This is a genomic window from Akkermansiaceae bacterium (genome assembly GCA_024233115.1).
Lineage (GTDB): Bacteria > Verrucomicrobiota > Verrucomicrobiia > Verrucomicrobiales > Akkermansiaceae > Oceaniferula.
Map to the genome: position 1 here is coordinate 353333 of JACKQB010000002.1, position 20897 is coordinate 374229.

Here is a 20897-nt window from a genome sequence, read left to right on the forward strand (position 1 = left end):
TTTAGTGTTCAGTATCCAGTATGCGAAATCTTGTTAGGCGAGCTTGTTGACCGCCTGGACGACGGCATCGGCGGTCATGCCGAGCTCTTTCATGACGGTGCCACCCGGTGCGGAGATACCGAAACGGTCGATACCCAGTACCTCACCCTGGTTGCCGACGTAGTACCACCAGAGACCGGACACACCGGCTTCGATGGCGACGCGGCGCTGGCATGCGTTGGGCAGCACGCTGTTCTTGTATTCACAGCTTTGACGATTGAATCGTTCCATACATGGCATGGAAACCACGCGCACCCCGTCGCCGAGTTGTTCCGCGGCCTTCATGCAGTGCTCCACCTCGGAGCCGCTGGCCATGAGGATGGTCTCCAGTTCACCCACTTCCTTTTTCAGGATGTAGCCACCGTAGTAGGCACCTTCACGGCGGGTCCTGGCAGCAACATCACTGTAGTTGGGCACGGTCTGGCGGGTCAGGAAAAGCGCGCTCGGGCCATCGGTGCGGTGCATCGACGCCGCCCAGGCACCGGCGGTTTCCTCGGGGTCGGCAGGACGGAATACGTCGAGGCCAGGGATCACACGAAGACCACTCACGGTTTCCACCGGCTGGTGAGTGGGGCCGTCTTCACCCACACCCACGGAGTCGTGGGTCAGAATGTAGGTGACGGGAAGTTTGGCCAGAGCCGCAATCCGGATCGAGGGACGTACATAGTCGGCAAAAACCGCGAAGGTCGCACAGGAGGGACGGAACAGGCCATCGTAGGCGATCCCGTTGGATATGGCACCCATGGCATGCTCGCGGATACCATACCAGATGTTACGCCCGGCATAGTTTTCGGCGCCAAAATCCCCGGCGTCCTTGATGTAGTTCTTGGTCGAGCCATAGAGATCGGCTGATCCGGTGACCAGTGACGGCATGGCCTTGGCGACGGCCTGGATCACATCGCCGCCCGCAGCGCGTGTGGCGTTGCTGTAGTCGGAGGCAAACTCAGGGATCTGGTCGAGCAAATCACTCGGCACCGCCTTGGCCACACCCGAGGTGAGCTCGGCGGCGAGTCCAGGGTTGGCCGCAGCCCACGCCTCATAAGTCCTGTTCCACTTTTCAAAGGCTGATATAGCCACTTGTTTCCGCTCGGCGAAGTATGTCCTGGTGGCCTCTGAAACATAGAATGAACCATCGGGCAGCCCCATGCCTGCGCGTGCGGATTCAGCGAAATTAGCACCACTTTCCCCGTGCCCCTTGGCGCTTCCCTCGACTTCGGGAATCCCCTTGCCAATAACCGTTTTGGCGATAATCACCTTGGGTTTGCCGTTGTCGTTGGATTTGGCATTTTGGAGTGCCGCCGAAACCGCACCCAGATCGTGGCCGTCGATCGTGACGGCATCCCATTGCTGGGAAGCGAAATATTGCTCGGTGTCCTCACCCTGGGTGACATCGGCCATGGCATCGAGGGTGACGTCGTTGCTATCGTAAATGAGAATCAGGTTATCGAGCTGGTTGTGCCCGGCGAAGGCGATGGCCTCCTTGGCGACCCCCTCCTGCAAACAGCCGTCACCGGCCAGAACCACCACGTGGTTATCAAAGACCCTGTGATCCGCGGTATTATACTTCGCGGCAGCGTGTTTACCACTGAGCGCGTAGCCCACGGCATTGCCGATCCCCTGGCCCAGCGGCCCGGTCGTGGCCTCGACCCCCGGTGTTTCATCAAATTCAGGATGACCCGGCGTGATGCTGTGCAGTTTCCGGAAATCCTTCACATCCTGCAGCGAAACGGCGTATCCGGAAATATGGAGCCAGCTGTAAAGAAACATCGATCCATGGCCAGCCGAGAGCACAAAACGGTCGCGGTTCAGCCATTTGGGTGCGTCCGGATTGAAACGCAGTCCGTTTTCACTGTCGCCAAACAGAACGGCACCAATCTCAGCACAGCCGAGAGGCAACCCCAGGTGGCCTGAAGAACAGGCGTGAACAGCATCAATGGCAAGGCCGCGGGCCTCATTAGCGGTTTGGGCAAGAATTTCCTGATTCATTTCGCGCGGAGAATCCATGGTAGGCCCCGATTCGGCAAGCCTGAAACTCGCCAAAAAAAGGCAAATCCTCACGCGGCGTATTTTTTTGCATTTTTTTTGTTATTATTTGCCTGAATGGAGGCTCACAAGGAGTCGCCAAACCACCCACCCCGCCAAGTTTCGCCCACGCAGGCCAAGAATTATCGACAAATACAAAATTTCGCGTTGATTCTTCCAGTTTTGAAGCTAAACAAGCCGCCCGCCGTCCAGAGACGGCCCACCTGACGATCTTTCACCGTCTTTCATCGATATGTCCCAGAAACTCAAAATAGCCCTGCCCAAAGGCTCGCTCCAGGATCCTACGATCAAGCTGCTGGAACAGGCTGGCTATAATGTCTACACGTCATCCCGTGGCCTGCGCCCCGACTCCGATGACGCGGAGCTGGACATCTACCTGATCCGGGCCCAGGAAATCGGTCGCTACCTCGCCTCCGGATTCATCGACTGCGGTATCACCGGACTCGACTGGGCATCGGCCCACGCCGAGGCACTCGTCGACCTCGCCGAGCTTCCCTACTCCCGCGCCACCGTCCGCCCCACCAAGTGGGTGCTGGTCGTGCCCGAGGACTCCCCCATCCGCTCGGTGAAGGACCTCGAAGGCAAACGCATCGCGACCGAAGGGGTGGAAATCACCCAGAACTACCTTAAAAAACACAACGTCAACGCCCATGTCGAGTATTCCTGGGGTGCCACTGAGGTCAAAGTACCTGATCTCGTCGACGCCATCGTCGATGTCACCGAAACCGGCAACTCGCTCCGCGCCAACAAGCTCCGCATCGTCGATACCCTGCTGACCTCCTTCCCCCACTTCTACGGCTCGAAAGAGGCCTATGCAGACGACTGGAAAAAGGAGAAAATGGGCCGTATGGTGCTCATGCTCAAGGCCGCCATCGCGGCACGGGGCAAGGTCGGCCTGAAAATGAACCTGCCGGAAAAATCCTTGTCCGCCGTCCTCGATACACTACCTTCCCTACGTCGCCCAACCGTTTCCCACCTTTCCGAGGAGGGCTGGGTTGCCGTCGAAACCATCATCGAGGATGCCGTGGCCCGCAACCTGATCCCCGATCTGAAGGAACTCGGAGCCGAGGGCATCATCGAATACCCCTTGTCGAAAATTGTTCTGTAGAACAATTTTCAAACTCCAAGTTTTAAATACCAAATACCCACTTTCTCCGCTACTCTCCAGCAATCCGCTGACAACCAAACCTAGAAAAACCAAATACTATGGGATGTCTTAAAAAACGTCGTAAGACGAAAATCAGTAAGCACAAGCGCAAGAAGCGCATGAAGGCAAATCGCCACAAGAAGCGCCTTCGTTATAAGTCATAATTGGCTTAGGACGTGTATTACTCCACAATCTGGAAAAGGGACTCCGCCTCGCGTGGTGTCTCTTTTTCCGTGTACCAAGTTTTCATCCCAATCCATTCCTGGTATTGCCGCAATCACCGAACTCCACCCCTCCCCGGGTTCCAAGCTTGAAATTGAACAAGCTCTATAAGCAGACCATCCACCCTCAGCCCCCGGAAAATCGCGTTCAAAACAAAACGCTGAGAAACCAACAAGCGGTGGTCATTTTGCAATGGAAAACCCTGACGCATCCATTTTCTGCTAGACAGTGATATAGGGATTGAGCAACCTGCCATCGTATTATTAACTTCTAGTTCTACTAAAAAATACCATTATATGCATAAAGAGCTAACATGGCGGAAAGCCATCGACAAAGTGCTGGCTTCCTCCCACCAACCCATGCACTACAAAGAGATCGCAGAGAAGATCATTTCTGATGGATTGCGAACAAGTTTGGGCGCTACACCCGCAGCTACGGTAAATGCACAAATTGCAGTTTCGATCAAGAAGCATGGAGATAGTTCTCCATATATGAGAGTCGGAAAAGGCATTTTTACATTGGCAAAGAAGACTTCCTCGATTCCCTCAAGCAAGCAGATCAAAGAGCCATCCACAGATACTGCTGATGAAGAAGAGCAGTATGCTATCGTTTCTTCATTCGGCATGTTTTGGCGTAGAGAATCGGTAGAGTGGATTGGGTCACCTAATCTACTGGGCATGCAGCAGATTGGGGCTACACCTGTCGACTTTTCAAAGCAACTCGGCATATATCTACTCTACGATGGCAGAGAGGTTATCTACGTAGGGCGTTCCACAGATCGTCCGCTGGGTCGTAGGCTTTACGAACACACAATCGATAGGATGTCGACTCGGTGGGATCGATTTTCATGGTTTGGATTGCTCCCTGTTTCCGAATCAGGATCACTTGGAAAGCTACCACCGGCGTATGATGCCACAAAGATGATTCCAGCTTTAGAGGCTATCCTTATCGAAGCACTTGAACCACGGCAAAACCGCAAGCGCGGAGACGATCTTGCCGCAGTTGAATACTTGCAGAAGATTGATCCAGAGATTGAGAAGAAGAGAGTCAAGGCAACGCTAGATGCCGCTCTCAACAAACTCTAAGCAGAAAGACGCAGCAGCCCCCCCTACCCGCCGCGCAGTCAATTTTTACTCTTACTACAACCTTTAACCCCGTGTCGAAGGCACGGCGCCGATAGAAGATTGGCAGGCCTTCGAGATTCTGCTAAAAAACCCAAGACCATGATGAAAACGATCGTATCTCACATATCGGCTGCCCTCATTCTCGCAATTTGTTCTTCGGTATTCGCGGCTGAGAACTTTCTCGCGGAGGTCGAGGCAGGTCTCTACAAGGATCCCAAGGGGGGGATTCCCTCGAAGCTGGATAAAGAGAAAATCATCTTCTTTTATTTCTCAAGCAGCACTTGTGGTCCTTGTCGAAGAGTGACACCGCTGCTTCTGAATCTAATTGATCGCCATCAAGATGTTGCTCAGCTCGTGCATGTGAACTCGGACCAGAAACAGGAGGCGATGATCAGGTATTGGAAAAAAAGCAAATTCAACTGCCCCTTGATTTCGGGCGACGGTGATTTGCCGGACAAGTTGATGCAACGGGCGGGTATCGATTCGGGAGTTCCTAAAGTGGTCGCTTTTCTACCAGACGGCACGCTTCTTTCAAACAGAGGGCGCGAACTAGTCGGAACGTTTGTCGGGATCGAGGCATTTGCCCCGAAAAGGAACGAGAAATGGAAAGCTCTTGTCGAGGAATCTCAAAACAGAATAAAGGATAGATTCGAGAATCAGATAAAGTCTATTCGGGAGAAAACCGGGCACGACCTCTACCTGAACTATTACTCCAAGGTGTATTGGATGGAAACCGATCCGGCTTTTTGCATAGCTGCAAGGAAGGAGTTTATCGCGAAATTCACGGCACTCAAAGCCAAGGATAAACTTGAGGTAATGAACGGCCTAACCAAAATTTACGATGCTACAATAACCCCGGAGGGTTCTTATGCGCACCCCTACTGGGATATGCCGGAGCTCTTCTTTGCGATGGGAAAGAACGATCAATCAAAACCTGTTACGATACTTTGGGAGCAGGCACCCAAGTCCATCCGTGATGTCAACGACTGGCCCCTGGCAGCTTACCTGTTAGGCCACCTTTCGGCAAACCCGCACGCCGACAAAAGTGTCGCTAAGAGATGGCGAGCCGAAGCTGACGGAACAGCCAACCATGCATTCGAAGCACTGTTTGCCGCCGCTCTCAGCCCCTCCCAAAAAGCAACAGAACAGCAAGGCGCGGCTAAGCAACCCGCTCCCCCTGGGGAATCGAAATAACTCACCTTCATCAAACCTTTGAGCCTGCTGCCAGGCGGCGCTTCCAGCAGCGGGTGCCAGCGCTTGGACTTTAGGCAATAAATATCTGTGGCGAAAGCAGACAGGGCGAACAGAAGTATAATTATTGACAGGCCCTCGTGGTTTTTCGAGCATATTGAGTCTGATTCTTTGCAGGGGCGAATGTTTCAATTGAGGGAGACCACCTGGATAATATATCCACCACTTGACGAGTGACAAACCTACGGTAAAACCGGAGCCCAGAGCCGGGAGGACCTACTCAAAAAATTGATCATCATGGAACAACGAGAAGTATTTGGATACGCAATCCTGACGGCGCTGGTCAATGTTATCTTGATGATCGTCAAGATCGTGACGGGCATTGTTGGCAATTCGTATGCCCTCATTGCTGACGGCATTGAGTCAGCCTCGGATATCCTTGTTTCACTGATCACTTGGATTGGTGTCGGTTTATCTCTTCGACCAGCTGACGCAAACCATCCGTTTGGGCACGGCAGGATTGAGTCACTTGCAGGAATGTTCTCGGGCTTGGCGCTTTTAGGTGCCGCCGTCCTCATTGCATTCAACAGTATTCGAGAGATTCTGACGCCCCATCACAGCCCGGAATGGTATACGTTACCCGTTTTGATAGCTGTCGTCGTCAGCAAGGAAATCCTTGCCCGTCGCATCTCAAACCTATCGGAGCTGTCCGATAGTCGGGCTCTCGAAGGTGATGCGATGCATCACCGCTCTGATGCTATCACCTCGGCAGCAGCGGGAACCGGTATTGCTATCGCTCTGATTGGGGGGCCACGATATGCTGCCGCAGATGATTGGGCTGCCCTAATAGCATGCTCGATGATCATTTTTAACGGAGGACGCATTTTCGCACGATCATTTCACGAGAATGTTGACGGTCGCATTGATTCCCGCATTGAAGAAGATATTCGAAGTTATGCCACACATATTGAGGGAATCCGTGGAATTGAAAAATGCCGAGTCCGCAAAAGCGGGACATTCTATTTCACTGAAGTGCATGTTCTGGTTGACCCAGATTGCACGGTAACTGTCGGCCATGAGATTGCCCATCAATTCAAAGAGTATGTGACAAAACAGCTGCCAAACCTAAAGGATGTTGTCATCCACATAGAACCATACCACCTGGAAGCCGCACAAGGTGATGCAGGCAAAGTCGCTTCGCGCGTTTGTGATCCCTAGCGTTTAGCAGCCATCTAAAAATGCATCCGGCCAATGTCACCGCGTTTCTGGGCGCCGTCGAAGCTGACTTTTTCTAACTCGGCGTAGGCTGCGTCGACGGCTGTTAGTCGGTCTTCGCCACCGGCAACAACCGCTAACACACGACCACCGTTGGTTTCCCAGTCGCCATCGGCATTACGTCTGGTGCCAGCGTGATAGACGCGGGCGTTTTGCACGTTTTCGAGACCGGAGATCACATCACCACAACGGGAGCTGGCAGGATATCCGGCGCTGGCGAGGATGAGGCAGACACTCCAGCCTTCGTCGAAGCTGAGGAGCTCCGGTTTCATCTCCCCTTTGGCCGCCGCGAGGCAGAAGCTTGCGATGTCACCCTTGACCAGAGGCATCACCGCCTGACACTCGGGGTCGCCGAAGCGGCAGTTGTATTCGATGATCTTCGGCCCGTCAGCAGTCATCATCAGACCAAAGTAAAGATAGCCCCGGTATGGCAGTCCGTCTTTGACGAGGCCGTCAACGGTCGGTTTGACAATCGTTTTTTCAATCAGTGCCAGCGTGTCGGCGTCGATAAGCTGTCGGCTCGCCACGGCTCCCATGCCTCCGGTGTTAGGGCCTTCGTCGTTTTCCCCGATCCGCTTGTAATCGCGGGCTGGGGTGAAAATCAAGTACTTGTCATCGCAGACGGCGGCGAAGATGGAGACTTCCGGGCCGACCAGGCATTCCTCTACCAACAACCGGCCTTCGCCGAACTTTCGCTCGACCAGGACTTCATTCAAAAACTCCTCGGCACTCGCCTCATCGGCGCAAACAGCAACCCCCTTTCCTGCCGCCAGTCCGTCGAATTTTAGAACGGTTGGGTAAACCCCATTGATCGCAGCACGGGCTTCATCAATGTCGGCGCAGCCGGTGGCTTTCCCAGTCGGAATGTCATGGCGCAGCATGAACTGCTTGGCAAACTCCTTGCTCGCCTCGAGTTGGGCCGACTGCTTGTGCGGCCCCCAGCATGGGATACCTGCCTTTTCACAGAGATTGGCAAGCCCCTCGTCCTTGACCAGGTAGCTTTCCTCACCGGCAATGCAGAGCTCGATGTCGTTGGCACCCATCCAGTCGATCAGACTGCGCAGTCCGTCGACATCCACGCTTTTTGCGAGCGGCTCGATGGCGTCGCTTCCGGGGAAACAATAGAGGTCGGTCTCGACCGGAGATTCATTCAAAGCGGTGATCAGGGCGTGTTCACGCCCCCCTTTTCCAACAACGAGAATTTTCATCGCGGTCAATGAAGCGAACCGCACCAGACTAGGCAAGGTTTTCTCACCTCGAAAGGCGTATTTATGACCGCGAAGGGAGAGAAAGTCACCAAGCCAACTCAAACCTTCGAAACCACGAAAGGGACTGAATAGAGGAAATGCATATCAACTACGTACGAGGTTGGCGTCACCCGTATCATCATGACCCTTCTGTGCATGCTGTGCTTTCCACGGTTTTTGAGGTATTTGCCCCCATAAAACCAGGATTTCACAGGGTTGCACCATTTTTTTTACAGAATCTTTGAACATCAGGGTGGCCGAGATGTCTATTTCTCTGAAGAAAGGCGCGAGTTGTGTCGAACCTTTCCGACAAGTAAATGCAGTTGTCAGCTTCACGTGATGTTGTCAGCGTCACACGATCCTTTACCTGCCTACTGGTAAATCCATTTTACAGTATAAGGTAAACACTGGGGTTCCCCTCCAAAATGGCCCCCAAACCTACAGGAAGTTGATTATAAGAGCCCCAGGAGTCCTCCAACTCCCGGGGCTCTTTCTTTACTGATCGCCCCTCCGTTTGTCCCCTCCGTTTGTCCCTTCTGCTTGCTGTCTCGCCCGGATGGACACAGAATACCGGGGATTCGCCGCAAGACCGTCCAATTTCCCGACGTGTACCACGGATTCCCCCACCCCATCCACATTGCCTCCATGACCATCACACCGCCCATCTCCACGGCTGGCTCCGCATGGGTAATGGTTGCCACATCCCTCGCCGCCCCGCTGGTTTACAAAGCCGACAAGCCCACCGCGAAGGGCAAGAGGGCAAGCACCTCGAGCTGATCGGCAATGGCCACGAATATCCCGATAAACCCCTTAACCAACCTTGATTTTCGCCCTTCAGTGATTTTTTTCTGAAAAAGTTCGAACGTTTTATGAACAAGGGGGTCTATGGTAACTGTGGAGCGTAATGCGCCACTTTCATGTAAGGGTGAAATTCATAGTTTCTACTTCTCATGGCTGAAATTCGTAACTTCAGCGATGAAAGAAGATCCATATTAGACCCCGGGGAGAATCCTGTCTCTTCCCGGGGTCGTTTTTTTTCGGGGGACGTGATTTGCACCAAGCCGCTGATTTGTAACCGCGAAATACGCTGGATACGCGAAAGTTGCCCGCGCACGGCATGCTTTGAATCATCCCCCAAAGCCGTTTTCGCGTATTTCGTGTATTTGGCGGTTCAGGAAAAAACTTACCCCCACCTCCCTAAATTCCAGCCTTTAGTATTGCTACATGGGGATTCTCTCACTAAGTTCCCGCGCCTGTCCGCATCTATGGACACCCAACATAACTGATTTTTTCTGCAATGATTGAAAACATGCGCAAATACACCGGCCTGATGGTCGTCGTCTTCATCCTGCTCGGAGCAGGATTCCTGTTCACCATGAACGATATTGGCACCAGCAGCGGCGGTGGTATGGGCAGTGGCCCGACTTACCTCGAAGCCGCCGGCCGGTCACTTGACCAGCAGGAGTATCGCCGGATGGGCGACAGCACCCTCCAACTCGCCTCGGAAGCCGGACTGCACACCTACGTCAACTTCCTGATGGTGCCCGACGCCCGCCAGCTCCAGCAAGCGATGCAACTGATGCGCTACGGCTACCCGAATTACTACATCACCATGGGGCGCAACCTCACCAGCCAGGACTTCAACCGTTTTATTGCCAACCGGATCATCATCCAGAAAGCCATCGAAGACATGGGGATCTATGCCAGTGACGAGGAAGTCAGCGAGACCATCAAGACCTCCCAGCGCTTTGCTCCCGATGGGAAATTCAACGAGGCTGACTACGCCACCTTTGTCGACAAGCGCCTTGGCAAACTCGGTATGACCGAAAAAGACCTGCGCGAAGTTGTCCGCGAGAACCTCTGCCTGAACAAACTCATCGAAATCATCGGTGGTGGCCTGCTCGCACCGCGTAATGCCGTGCGCGACCAGCTTGAAGCCCAGCTGCAAACCATCACCCTGGCCCGCATCGTTTTCAACCGCGACGACTTTGTCGAAAAAGAAGACCCCACGGAGGAGGAAATCAAAGCCTACTGGGAAACCCATCAGGACGCCTACAAGACCGAGGAACAACGCCGTATCAACTACTTCCTGATCGATCTGCCGGCAGCGGAGAAGGAGGAGCTGCCCGCCCCCATCCCCCCCCTCGCCGCCGATGCCACCGAAGAGCAGAAAAAAGCCCACGCCGAAGCCGACAAGGCACGCACGGAGGCTATCGCCAAAGCCAAGGCGGAAAAAGACGAGGCCAACGCCAAGGCTGGCAAGGAACTCAGGAAACAAATCAACGATATCTCCCAGAAGGTCTACGATCGTATGGAGGACAAGCTGCCACTCAACTTCGAGGAAATCCTCGCTGAGAGCAACCATACCCTGGTCAAAACCGGGCTCTTCACCCAAGCCAACATGCCCAAGGAAATTGCCGACCTCACCCTGCGCGGCAATGTCAACCAAGGCAGGTCGCTGGCCGAGGAAATCTTCGGAACCGCGAATTCGAAAGACCCCTACGACCTCATCTCCGACCCACTCCCCGTGGGTGAGCACGGCTGGATCATCTACACGCTCGAAGAAGTGGTTGTCCCCGAGCTTCTCGATTACGCAGCGGCACGCAACAAGGCACGCGCCCAGCTCATCGCCGAGAACGGCTCCAAGAAAGTCAAGGAAGCGGCCAAGGCTGCCAGGGACGCCATCGTCGAGCTGATGAAGTCCGGTAAGAGCTTTGATGCCGCTGCCAAGGAAAAGGGCCTCGTACCGGTCCAGGTAGGCCCCTTCTCCCTGAGTGGCGTCGCCCCCAAGGACGAGCCCAGCTTCCGTTTGCTTCATCAAAAAGCCAGCGGCCTCAACCCGGGTGAGGTCTCCGAGACCATCGACGAAAACGACCGCTCCCTGTTCTTCTACGTCGACAAACGTGAAATCGAGGACACCGAGGAAAGCAAGCGACGGATCGATTTCTCCATCGAGAACAACAAAAACGAACTTATGATCCTCACCTTCCTGAACTGGATCAATCACCAGTATCAGTCAGCCGAGGTCAAAGGCCTCGCCACCCAGGAGCAATAACGTCAAAGAGGGTTGCCCACCCCTGCCCACCCCTGCCCACCCCGACACCTGACCCCCGACACCTGCCCTCCGTCCCCCGACATGTTCTATCTAACAACAGCCATCGACTACACCAATGGCGCGCCCCACATTGGTCACGCCTATGAAAAAGTACTCGCTGATGTCATCGCACGCTACCGTCGCTTACGTGGTGATGAAGTTTATTATCTGACCGGTGTTGACCAGCACGGTCAGAAGGTCCAGCAGACCGCTGAAAAAGACGGTGTCAACCCCGCCACCTACGTCAAGCGTATCACCAAGGGATTCACCCATGCCTGGGAAAAGCTGGGCCTCGGCTACGATGGCTGGGCGGAAACCACCAACCCTGAACACAAGGCCTGCGTGCAGGGTATTCTGCAAAAGCTCTACGACGAGGGCCAGATCTACAAGCAGCGCTACACCGGCTATTACTCGATCCGGCAAGAACAGTTTCTCACCGACAAGGAACGCAACGAAAACGGCGAATTCGGCGATGAGTGGGGCGAAGTCGAGGAGCGTGACGAGGAAAACTACTACTTCAAACTCAGCGAGCATGTGGCCTGGCTGAGGCAGCATGTGGAATCGCACGATGACTTTGTCATCCCCCACTTCCGCAAGGCGGATGTGCTGAATGCCATCGATCGGACCGAAGGCACCGACCTCTGCATATCCCGTCCCAAAGAACGTTTGCGCTGGGGTATCGAGCTACCATTCGACTCCGACTTTGTCACCTTCGTCTGGTTTGACGCCCTGATCAACTACATCTCGTTCGCAGGTTACAACAAAGCGGAAGGAAGTGAACTTCCCGATTTTGATCAACTCTGGCCTGCCCGGATTCATATCATCGGCAAAGACATCCTGGTGCCCTCGCACTCGATTTACTGGACCTGCATGCTGCACGCCATCGGCTTTACCGATGAGCAGATCCCGTCGCTGCTCTGCCATGGCTGGTGGAACATCAAAAAACAGTCTGAAGGTGGCGGCTCGGAAAAAATGTCCAAGTCCCTCGGCAATGTCGTCGACCCCGTGGCATTGGTGGAAACGTTCGGCCAGGACGCCGTGCGATACTATCTCGTCCGCGATATCCACACCGGCCGTGATTCCGATTACGACATCGATCGCCTCGTGATGCTCTTCAATACCGAGCTGGCTAACAATTTAGGAAACCTCTGCAACCGCGCGCTCAACATGACCAAGCGTTACAGCGATGGCGTCACCGTGGCCTCGGATTACGATGATGAAACCAGCCAGCAGTTGCGCGCATCCCTCGATACCTGTCTGGAGAAATACCGCGCCAGCATGGACAAGTATGAAATTTCCCATGCGCTTGAGGCCGTCATCGAATTCATTACCGGCACCAACGTTTACGCCGAACAGCACAAACCATGGGAAATCGCCAAGGATGAAACCAAAACGGACGAATTAAACGCGGTTCTCACCCACATGGTAGAGGCCGTTGCGCTCGCCAGCGTGCTGCTCAAACCGATCATCCCCGCCGCCTGCGAACGGATCCAGGACCAACTCAAAGCCGAACACCTCGGCGGGATCACCCTGGACGACCTTAAGTGGGGCATCCTCCCCATCGGCCAGGAAGTCGCCAAGCCAAAACCTGTGTTCCCACGAATTCAGCTGGAGGAGTGATCCGATTTGGAGTGCGGACGGCTTGCCTCCGCTTTCTCCTGGGTCGGCTTGCCGACTTTTCTTTCAGCGCAGCTGCACTTCATCTTCATTTCCAGCACAGCGTGTTATCCAGTCCTATGGAACCCCACCACAGGAAGCAAGCTTCCCAGCCGCAAAGCGGAGGCAAGCCATCCGCACTCCAAACCAACACCTGAAGCATCATCTAACAAGTCCATATTTACGCAGGTCGTCCCTCGTAATGCAGAATATCCTCTTGGGGTCATCCTTTCTTACGATAAGGAGATCGGTATGATAGTGACACGTATGCATCTTGGCGAAAAGCTGAAGCACCGTAGGCGCGGTCATCCGTGCCGACCCCACCGAACGACCGGTTTTGATATCTCTGGAGAAAACCCGACTGCTTGGGTAGGACGCAAATTTGAGAGCCGATTGGAAACCGCCATTGTCAGTAAAAGTGACCCCGGGAAAAGGCTGCATGACAGATCAGACGCATTTGTCCACTTCCGGCTGAGCCGTTTAAGTAAGAGCACAGCCCATTAACCTACCCACCTTCAAACATACCTTACCGCAAGGGCCGCTTCTAACTCGGCAACCACCATCTCCACGGTCACTTCATTCTGACACCGATGGTCCAGTGGACATTTCTCCAGGTAACAAGGGCTACATGCCACGTGCTCACGGATCACCCTGCTCTGTCGACCCAAGGGCCGTTTCCATTCGGGTTCATTAGGTCCGAAAATAACGGCGGCCGGCAATCCAAGATGGGCCGCGATGTGTGCAACTTCTCCATCGCAGGCTAACAGCGCACTGGAATAGGGTAACGACTGGATAAGCTTCGCCCGGTCCCATACCTTGGAAAAATTCTTGGCCCTCCCTTCCAGCAGCAGCTCCAGCTTGTCACAGATATCCGTTTTTCTTTTTCCCACGTTCTCACCGACAATCGCCCAGTCGATATCAGGGTATCTGGCCTCCATCAGATCCACTACCTCTTTGTAACGCTCGACCGGCCACTCAGAGGCGGGTCCATAACTTGAGCCGGGGGAGATCACAATCTGCAGCCGGGGTGGTGGTGGCTGGAGTGGTGGCGCTTGGAAATTGGCACGCACATAGGCATCCCCGCCAAGCTTCCCCACAAAGTTCAAGTAATGCCGGACACGGTGTTCAATCGGGCCAGGCGACTGCACCACCTCCACTACATCAGTTAGATATTTTTTCAATCCAGCTGCCGGATAGCCGAGCCGCTGCAGGATTTCAGCCCGGGCAAATGCCTTGGCCGCCTCTCCCGCCTCCCAGGCAATGGCTGATTCATATGTGAATTCCTGATCACGCAGGCTGCTCGCAATCTGTCGGGCCGATGCCTTGTCGGGGTAAGTAATCACCTCATTCAGCTCGGGCATCACCTCCCATAGACCCGCCTGGGATTCAGGGCACAGCACCGCGATGGTTGCCTGAGGTCGAAACAAGCGCAGTGCCCGCACCGCCGGCACGGAAAAACAGGCTTCGGTAAAATTGCCCGGAGACGCCACACACAGATAGCCACCTTTAAGATGTAAAGGCGGTTTGTCGGGACAGGGCACGGCATCCGGGAGCTTGGACATGGCGCAGACTAACCAGCATCACTCGATCCTGTCAATGGCTCCATACATGTCAGCGTGAGCGGATCTCTTGATCTGTGGCCATCAGTGCCATCTGTGTAAAAGGCGATCTAACACAGATAACACGGGCCCTCACAGATGCGCACAGATTAAAAACCACCCTAGGATGCCGGTGGCCCAGGCAGGATTGCAGGATTGTTAAGATTTACAGGATTCCCAACACGAACCCGATCCAGGAAAACCCTGTCTAAAAACAGCGCAACGCCCCGCCCCCCCGAAAACTTCACCCCTTGGTGTTTTCCCGCTTTCAATCAGGAAAAATAGCAGTAATTTCGCCGCATGGTCAAAACGTCAATCCGATTTTCTCTGGGTATGCTCGCTCTGTTAACCCCCATGCAGATGGTCATGGCCCAGCAGACCCCATCGAATCCACTGGCTCCCCTTCCCGCCCAGCCTGCACCCCCTACTCCCCAGGTGCAGAGTATCTACGGCTCGATTGTCCGCATCGAAGCCGCGACACAGGTCCCCGACTACCGCGAGCCATGGAAGGCGGGTCGGTTCAGCGGCGGTATCGGCACCGGTTTCCTGATCGGACCCAACCTCTTTCTCACCAATGCCCACGTGGTCTCCAACGCACGCCGATTGCTGATCACCATGCACGGCTCGGCCCAAAAGCATCCTGCTAGAATCGTCCACATCGCCCACGACTGCGATCTCGCCTTACTTGAAGTCCAGGACTTCACGCCATTCAAAGGGCTGGCGTATTTGCAAATCGGGGACGTACCCAAACTCGAAAGCCAGGTGCGCGTCATCGGCTATCCGGTCGGCGGCAATCGTATTTCCGTGACCCGGGGGGTGGTTTCCAGGATCGATTTCAGTGCCTACAGCCACACCCGCTCGGACCAGCATCTCGTCGTCCAGATCGATGCCGCGATCAACCCCGGCAACTCGGGTGGCCCGGTACTACAGGACGGCAAGGTCGTAGGCGTGGCATTCCAAGGACTGCGCTCAGCCGACAACACGGGTTACATGATCCCGACACCTGTTGTCCGGAGGTTCCTCAAGGATATCGAAGATGGCCGGTATGACAAATACGTTGATATTGGTATCGCGGAGTTCCCTTTGTTCAATCCCGCCATGCGGAAAAAATTCGGTCTCGGCCCGAGTTCTCCCGGAGTGCTGGTGGCTGCGGTTACTCCCGACGGCCCCTGCGATGGCGTGTTAGAAAACAACGACATCCTCACCGCCATCAACGGCAACCCCGTCGATGCGGCCGGCAATATCCTCATCGATGATGAAAAGGTGAACATGAACGAGATCGTTGAACGCAAGTTCTCCGGCGACACCATCCAGCTGAGCATTCTGCGCAGCGGCAAAACCATGTCGCTGGACTGCACACTGAAACCCTTCCCTCCCAGCCAGATGTACTCGGTCCAGTATGGTGTCACACCACGCTACACGACTTTTGCCGGCCTTGTTTTCCAGCCCCTCGACCGCAACCTCTATGCAGCGCATAGTTTCACCAACACGCGTGTCCGCCGGCTCTTCGCCCACTACATCGATGAAGCGATCTTCAAAGAGCGTGAGGACATCGTCATCCTGACCAGCGTGCTGACAGATCCGGTCAATACCCACGTCAGCGGTCATGCGGGCACCGCCATCGAGTCCATCAACGGGGTGAAAATCACATCGCTGCAGCAAGTCCATGATTTACTGCATCCCAAGGAAACCCCCGGGTTTTTCATCATCAAATGCGAGGGTCTTGAGCGACCCATTGTCATTCCCGGCAACAAAGCCGCAGAATCCAGTCAACGCACCGAGACCAACTACGGCATCACCGCCCCCGCCTACCTCGGAAATTAATCATCCAGCCAAGTCTCCAGCCTTTTGCATTTCTAACATCATGAAATTTTCCACTACCATCATCACTGCCGCCCTTGTTATTCCACTCGCCTTTTCAAGCTGCTGCGAAAACAAAAAAGCGGCCACCACAGAAAATTCGCCTGGGGAATCCGCCACCCAGCCGGACCCGGCGGCCAACTCCCTCGTGCGAATCAATTCCACCATCCAAATGTGGAGCCCGGCCCAACCATGGGATAAATCCTCACCCACCAACCGACGCGGCCTCGGTGCGGTGCTTGAGAACAACCGCGTGCTGACCACGGCGGAGATGGCAACCAATGTGACTTATATTGAGTTGGAGAATGCCGACAGCACACACCGTCTTCCCGCCAAGGTGGTGGCCGTCGACTATGAAGCCAACCTGGCCCTGCTTGAGCCCGACAACGGAGATACCGAGGATTTTTTCAAGGATCTCACCCCCATTCAACTTGGCTCCGCTGCCAGGATTGGAAACCAGGTCGATGTCTGGCAGCTTGAGGACAACGGTATGCCCCTGGTGACCAAAGCTACCATCCAAAGTGTGGATATCGTTTCCAGTTTTGCCGACGGCCATTATTTTATCACGTATCAAGCCAAAGGCTCCATGCAAAGTGCCGCCAGTAGCTTTACCCTTCCTGTCATCCATCATGGAAAACTGTTAGGATTGCTCAGCAGCTACAACTCCAAGGACCAGATCATCGACATCATCGCCCCGGAAATCATCCAGGCCTTTCTCAACGACACTGCCGATGGCAACTACGTGGGCTTTCCCTCTCTTGGTATTGGCATCACCAGCACGGTCGATCCTAACTTCCGCGCCTGGCTGAAGCTGCCCGATGATGTCGGGGGACTCTATGTCACCCGCGTCCGTGAAAACAGCGCCGCCGCCAAAGCCGGAATCGAAAAAGGTGATGTGGTGATCGATATCGACGGTAAAGACATTGGCCCGAGAGGTTATTACACCGATGAACAATACGGCCGGCTTTTCTGGAGCCACCTTGTCCGTGGCAGCCATCAGGTCGGGGAGGAGATCCACCTTACCATCTTGCGTAATGGCGAAAAACAGAAGATCACCTCGAAACTTGAGCGCCCGGGCAAACGGCTGATCGCGTCGCATACCTACGACCAGGCACCCCGCTACCTCGTCAAAGGTGGATTCATTTTCCAAGAGCTCACAGGAACCTACCTGAAGGCATTTGGAAACGATTGGGAGACCAAGGCCCCGCTTAACCTGTTAGACGTTCTGGCGTCACCCGAGGATTACGAGGAAGGGCGGAATCGCATCGTCTTCCTCAGTGCCACCATCCCGACACCCGCCACCACCGGCTATGAAAGCTTGCGCAGCCTGATCATCAACAAAGTCAACGGCGATACCATCGCCGACATCCCGACACTGCTCAAAGCCTTCCAAAAACCCGGCCCCGACGGGCTGCACACGATTGAGTTCACCGACGGTCCGCCGAAGACCATTTACCTCGACGCCGCCACCTCTGACCTTGTCGACGCCGAGCTCCTCAAGCGGGGCATCCCCGCGCTATCGAGGGAGTAATTCAAAGCCTCGCAGCCCAAAGCCGAGCACCTTACGGTCGCAGGTGTGGCAAACAACCCCGCCGCACACGGCGGGGTATCAGCTCCAATGCGTCGCAACTAATCAGGGCATACGCTCGACAATGAGAAAATTGACTCTTGTTAGCCCCGGGCCCGCCGGGCTGTCGTCGGAGCTCAGGCTGAGCTGCCCGTCCTTCACCTCGACCTCCGTCACGGAGACGTCAAACTGTCGGGCGGCAAGTTTCCTGTGGTCGAGAACCCTGACACCCTCGACCGCCAGCACCGCCTTGTCCGAATGGAACTCGGAATCACCGGAGCAAACGATCACGCGGTAGCGCCCGTCAGGCACCGACAACTGCCAGGAAACCCCGGCGGTGAAATGCACCAGGGTGTCCCTCAGGTCGTCATCCATTTTGCCCCTGCGGCGGGCCGACGCCTTGTTGTCCTTGGTCCAGCCGTAGGACAGGCCGCCGCGCTTGCCGTAGGAAGCTCCGTCGTCAACTGCCCATCCGTCCGGCGACGCTTTCCCGGCGGGCTGGAAATTGATCTTCGCCACAACCATTGCGGGGTCCACCCTGGTGAACGTCCGGCGAACCGGCGGGCTGAGTTTCGGAGGACTTCCCGCCCCCAGCGCCCGCGCCGTGATGGTGGTGCCCTCGGTCAATCTAACTGGTCCGGCGTAACGTTTCGAGCTGGCGTCGGGTTCGCTCCCGTCGGTGGTGTAAACAACAGCCTCGGCGTTCCTGGGCACCTTCAGCTCCACCTCCATGGCGTCGAAAAACACGTCATCAGCCGCGTGGATCTTCGGTGTACCGAATGGCAGCGAGGAACGCCCGTCGCCCAGGTAGAGGCCGATTTTTTGAAACGGGATCGGTTTCCAGTCCGGGATGCCGGTGTCGGCGCCGGGTTTGAGGGAGAAGTCACCATTGGCGGGATCGACAAAGCGCGCGTCCGTATCGGTGGTTTCCCAGTTGTTTTTAACGGAGTTGTTGTGTGGCTTCGGTTTTTTCCAGTAATCGACAAACTCGGGGTAGCGTTCCGCCCAGACACCTTTGTCGTGTTCCACCTCTGCCACGCGTTTTTTGAATATCGCCGACTGGTTGCCCCGGAACCTCTGTGGCTCCACCGCCCTGCGGCAGTTGATGAAGATGTTGTTCTCTATTTTGAAGTCACTGCCGCCGGGAATGAACACCGTGCTGCGGTTGCCGGCCCGATAAAACACATTACCGATCACCTGGCTGGAGTCGCCGCCGGAATCATCGAAATAGAGACACCACGTCATGTGCGCCGGCGCCAGGTGGTGCCAGTAGTTGTAGCGGAAGACGTTGCCACGCTCGGTGGGATCGCGCCCCATGTAGAAGGCACCCATGTCGTCGCCCTCGAGCATGACGTGGTGCACGTCGTTGTACTCGATGATGTGATCGTTGCCGTGCAGGTAAATCGCAAGCGCGGGCGCCTGGTGGATTTCGCAGTGGGAGATGCGGTTGCCCACGCCATCGATATTGACACCGCCGCGATACGTCCGGTCCCAGCGGTTGAAGCGGCGGATGTCGCAGTTCTGCACGAAGTTCCCGGCGGGTGTCAGTGTTTTCCGGTCGCCGCCGCCGAGCGAGACCGCGCCCTCGCCGATGTTGTAGATGTCACAACTGACGATCCCGTGCCCCGTGCCGGCCTCGCGGTCGAAGAGGATGTTATCGTAGATGTGCTCATGCCAGGAGCCGAGTGCGCGGGAAATCGGTTTGCCGGTGAAGCCATGGCGATAGTCCGGGTCCGGCGAGATCCCCTTGCCGATGCAAACGGCAATCATCCCGAAGTTGCGCAGCATGCAGTTTTGGATGCGGTTGTCGGCACCGCGTTCGATGTAGATTCCCATGCCGCGCGCGTTTTCAAATGTAATCCCCTCGAACACCACATTGCTTGCCCCCTCGATGGCCACCATCGGCTCCTGCAACATGGTGATCTTCAAATCCGCCTGTTCCAAATCCACACCGACCGGAGGCAGGAAGTAAAGTTTACCGGACTCCCTGTCGGCACAAAACTCGCCGGGGAGATCGATTTCCTCGATCAGGTTCAGCGCGGTCCAGCGGTTCCATGACCTGCCGGAGGCGAAACCATACATGTGCGGGTGGACGGTGGTCAGCGTCTTCTTCCGGATGTCGATGGACTTCACCTTCACGGTGTTGTCCGCGTAACCGTTTTGAAAAAGCCCGGTGATCCAGATGTCCCTGGCGTGGGTCCAGCGCGCCGGGCGGTCTGTCTTGAACATGAAAGTGCCGCCACGCACGGGTTTTTCACCGTTGCGGGTCACGGAGCCCTTGTCCAGCACCTTGCCAATCGGTTCACCGGGGGTGCCGGGGTTCGGCCACTGGGCGAGGGCCAGCGGTTCCCCGTTGACAATCAGCTCCAGCGGCGCCGGGATATAGGGTCGCCGGAATCCGCGCGGCCCAACCTCACCGAAGTCCTTGATGCCGTGTCCGTGCAGATCGATTTCCAGCACCTTGTCCTTCACCTCCGGCAAAAGTCGCCCGAGGACCGACTTGTTGGTCACGGGCTTCACCACACGCGGGGGCACGTCCAGGCTGCCGGAAATACGGACATCCGCCCCGGCTGCAGCACGGAAGGTGGTGCCGGAATCCTTTGCATTGAGTTCAAAGGTCGTGGTGCGCCGGTAGGTGCCCGCGGCGAGAATCACGGTGGATTTTCTTGCCCCCCGGGCCGCGTCGCGGGCGCGTTCGAGCGTGGCGAACGGCTTGGCTTCGGTGCCCGGGTTCGAGTCGTCGCCATCAGGCGCCACATGCACCGTCACCCCCAGGGCGAATTGTGTGGTCGCGAGCACGGTCGCGATACCGTAGTGGATCATGTTCATCTTTG

The 20897-nt window shown here is 55.6% G+C and carries 13 protein-coding genes; 8 read left to right on the forward strand and 5 right to left on the reverse strand.

Annotation, left to right across the window (positions count from 1 at the left end):
* Positions 1–33: 33 nt before the first annotated feature.
* Positions 34–2025, reverse strand: a complete 1992-nt coding sequence (gene tkt / locus H7A51_05750) for a transketolase (protein ID MCP5535725.1) — start codon at positions 2023–2025, stop codon at positions 34–36.
* 289 nt (positions 2026–2314) lie between these two features.
* On the opposite strand from tkt, the gene H7A51_05755 reads away from it, so the two are divergent.
* From H7A51_05755 to H7A51_05770, 4 genes are all read left to right on the forward strand, one after another.
* The gene (locus H7A51_05755) at positions 2315–3190 is read left to right on the forward strand and encodes an ATP phosphoribosyltransferase (GenBank protein ID MCP5535726.1); all 876 of its coding nucleotides are present in this window, start codon (positions 2315–2317) and stop codon (positions 3188–3190) included.
* A 557-nt stretch (positions 3191–3747) separates the two neighbouring features.
* A complete protein-coding gene (locus H7A51_05760) occupies positions 3748–4536 on the forward strand; it encodes a hypothetical protein (GenBank protein ID MCP5535727.1) in 789 nt (262 codons plus the stop codon).
* Between the two features lie 138 nt (positions 4537–4674).
* A complete protein-coding gene (locus H7A51_05765; protein ID MCP5535728.1) occupies positions 4675–5769 on the forward strand; it encodes a hypothetical protein in 1095 nt (364 codons plus the stop codon).
* Between the two features lie 294 nt (positions 5770–6063).
* Positions 6064–6984, forward strand: a complete 921-nt coding sequence (locus H7A51_05770) for a cation transporter (protein ID MCP5535729.1) — start codon at positions 6064–6066, stop codon at positions 6982–6984.
* A gap of 14 nt (positions 6985–6998) precedes the next feature.
* On the opposite strand, the gene purD is transcribed toward H7A51_05770, so the two are convergent.
* Together purD and H7A51_05780 are read right to left on the reverse strand one after the other, a co-directional pair.
* Positions 6999–8249 (reverse strand): phosphoribosylamine--glycine ligase, encoded by a 1251-nt coding sequence (purD, locus tag H7A51_05775; GenBank protein MCP5535730.1) that lies wholly within the window; start codon positions 8247–8249, stop codon positions 6999–7001.
* A 144-nt stretch (positions 8250–8393) separates the two neighbouring features.
* Complete coding sequence (locus tag H7A51_05780; GenBank protein MCP5535731.1) at positions 8394–8624, reverse strand: hypothetical protein; 231 nt, start codon at positions 8622–8624, stop codon at positions 8394–8396.
* Positions 8625–9585: 961 nt separating this feature from the next.
* Between H7A51_05780 and H7A51_05785 the strand changes: the two genes are divergently transcribed.
* Entirely contained in the window at positions 9586–11343 is a 1758-nt protein-coding gene (locus tag H7A51_05785) for a SurA N-terminal domain-containing protein (GenBank protein MCP5535732.1), read from the forward strand.
* Positions 11344–11424: 81 nt separating this feature from the next.
* Positions 11425–13002 (forward strand): methionine--tRNA ligase, encoded by a 1578-nt coding sequence (locus H7A51_05790; protein ID MCP5535733.1) that lies wholly within the window; start codon positions 11425–11427, stop codon positions 13000–13002.
* A gap of 551 nt (positions 13003–13553) precedes the next feature.
* On the opposite strand, the gene H7A51_05795 is transcribed toward H7A51_05790, so the two are convergent.
* Positions 13554–14600 carry a glycosyltransferase family 9 protein gene (locus tag H7A51_05795; protein MCP5535734.1) on the reverse strand — a complete coding sequence of 349 codons (1047 nt, stop codon included), beginning with the start codon at positions 14598–14600 and terminating at the stop codon, positions 13554–13556.
* A 369-nt stretch (positions 14601–14969) separates the two neighbouring features.
* Between H7A51_05795 and H7A51_05800 the strand changes: the two genes are divergently transcribed.
* Together H7A51_05800 and H7A51_05805 are read left to right on the forward strand one after the other, a co-directional pair.
* Positions 14970–16460: a trypsin-like peptidase domain-containing protein gene (locus H7A51_05800; protein MCP5535735.1), complete on the forward strand. Its 1491-nt coding sequence runs from the start codon at positions 14970–14972 to the stop codon at positions 16458–16460.
* Positions 16461–16500: 40 nt separating this feature from the next.
* On the forward strand, positions 16501–18027 hold the full coding sequence (locus H7A51_05805; protein MCP5535736.1) for a PDZ domain-containing protein: 1527 nt from the start codon (positions 16501–16503) through the stop codon (positions 18025–18027).
* Between the two features lie 102 nt (positions 18028–18129).
* Here the strand turns inward: H7A51_05805 and H7A51_05810 are convergent, their stop codons facing one another.
* Positions 18130–20892, reverse strand: a complete 2763-nt coding sequence (locus H7A51_05810) for a right-handed parallel beta-helix repeat-containing protein (GenBank protein ID MCP5535737.1) — start codon at positions 20890–20892, stop codon at positions 18130–18132.
* Positions 20893–20897 lie beyond the last annotated feature (5 nt).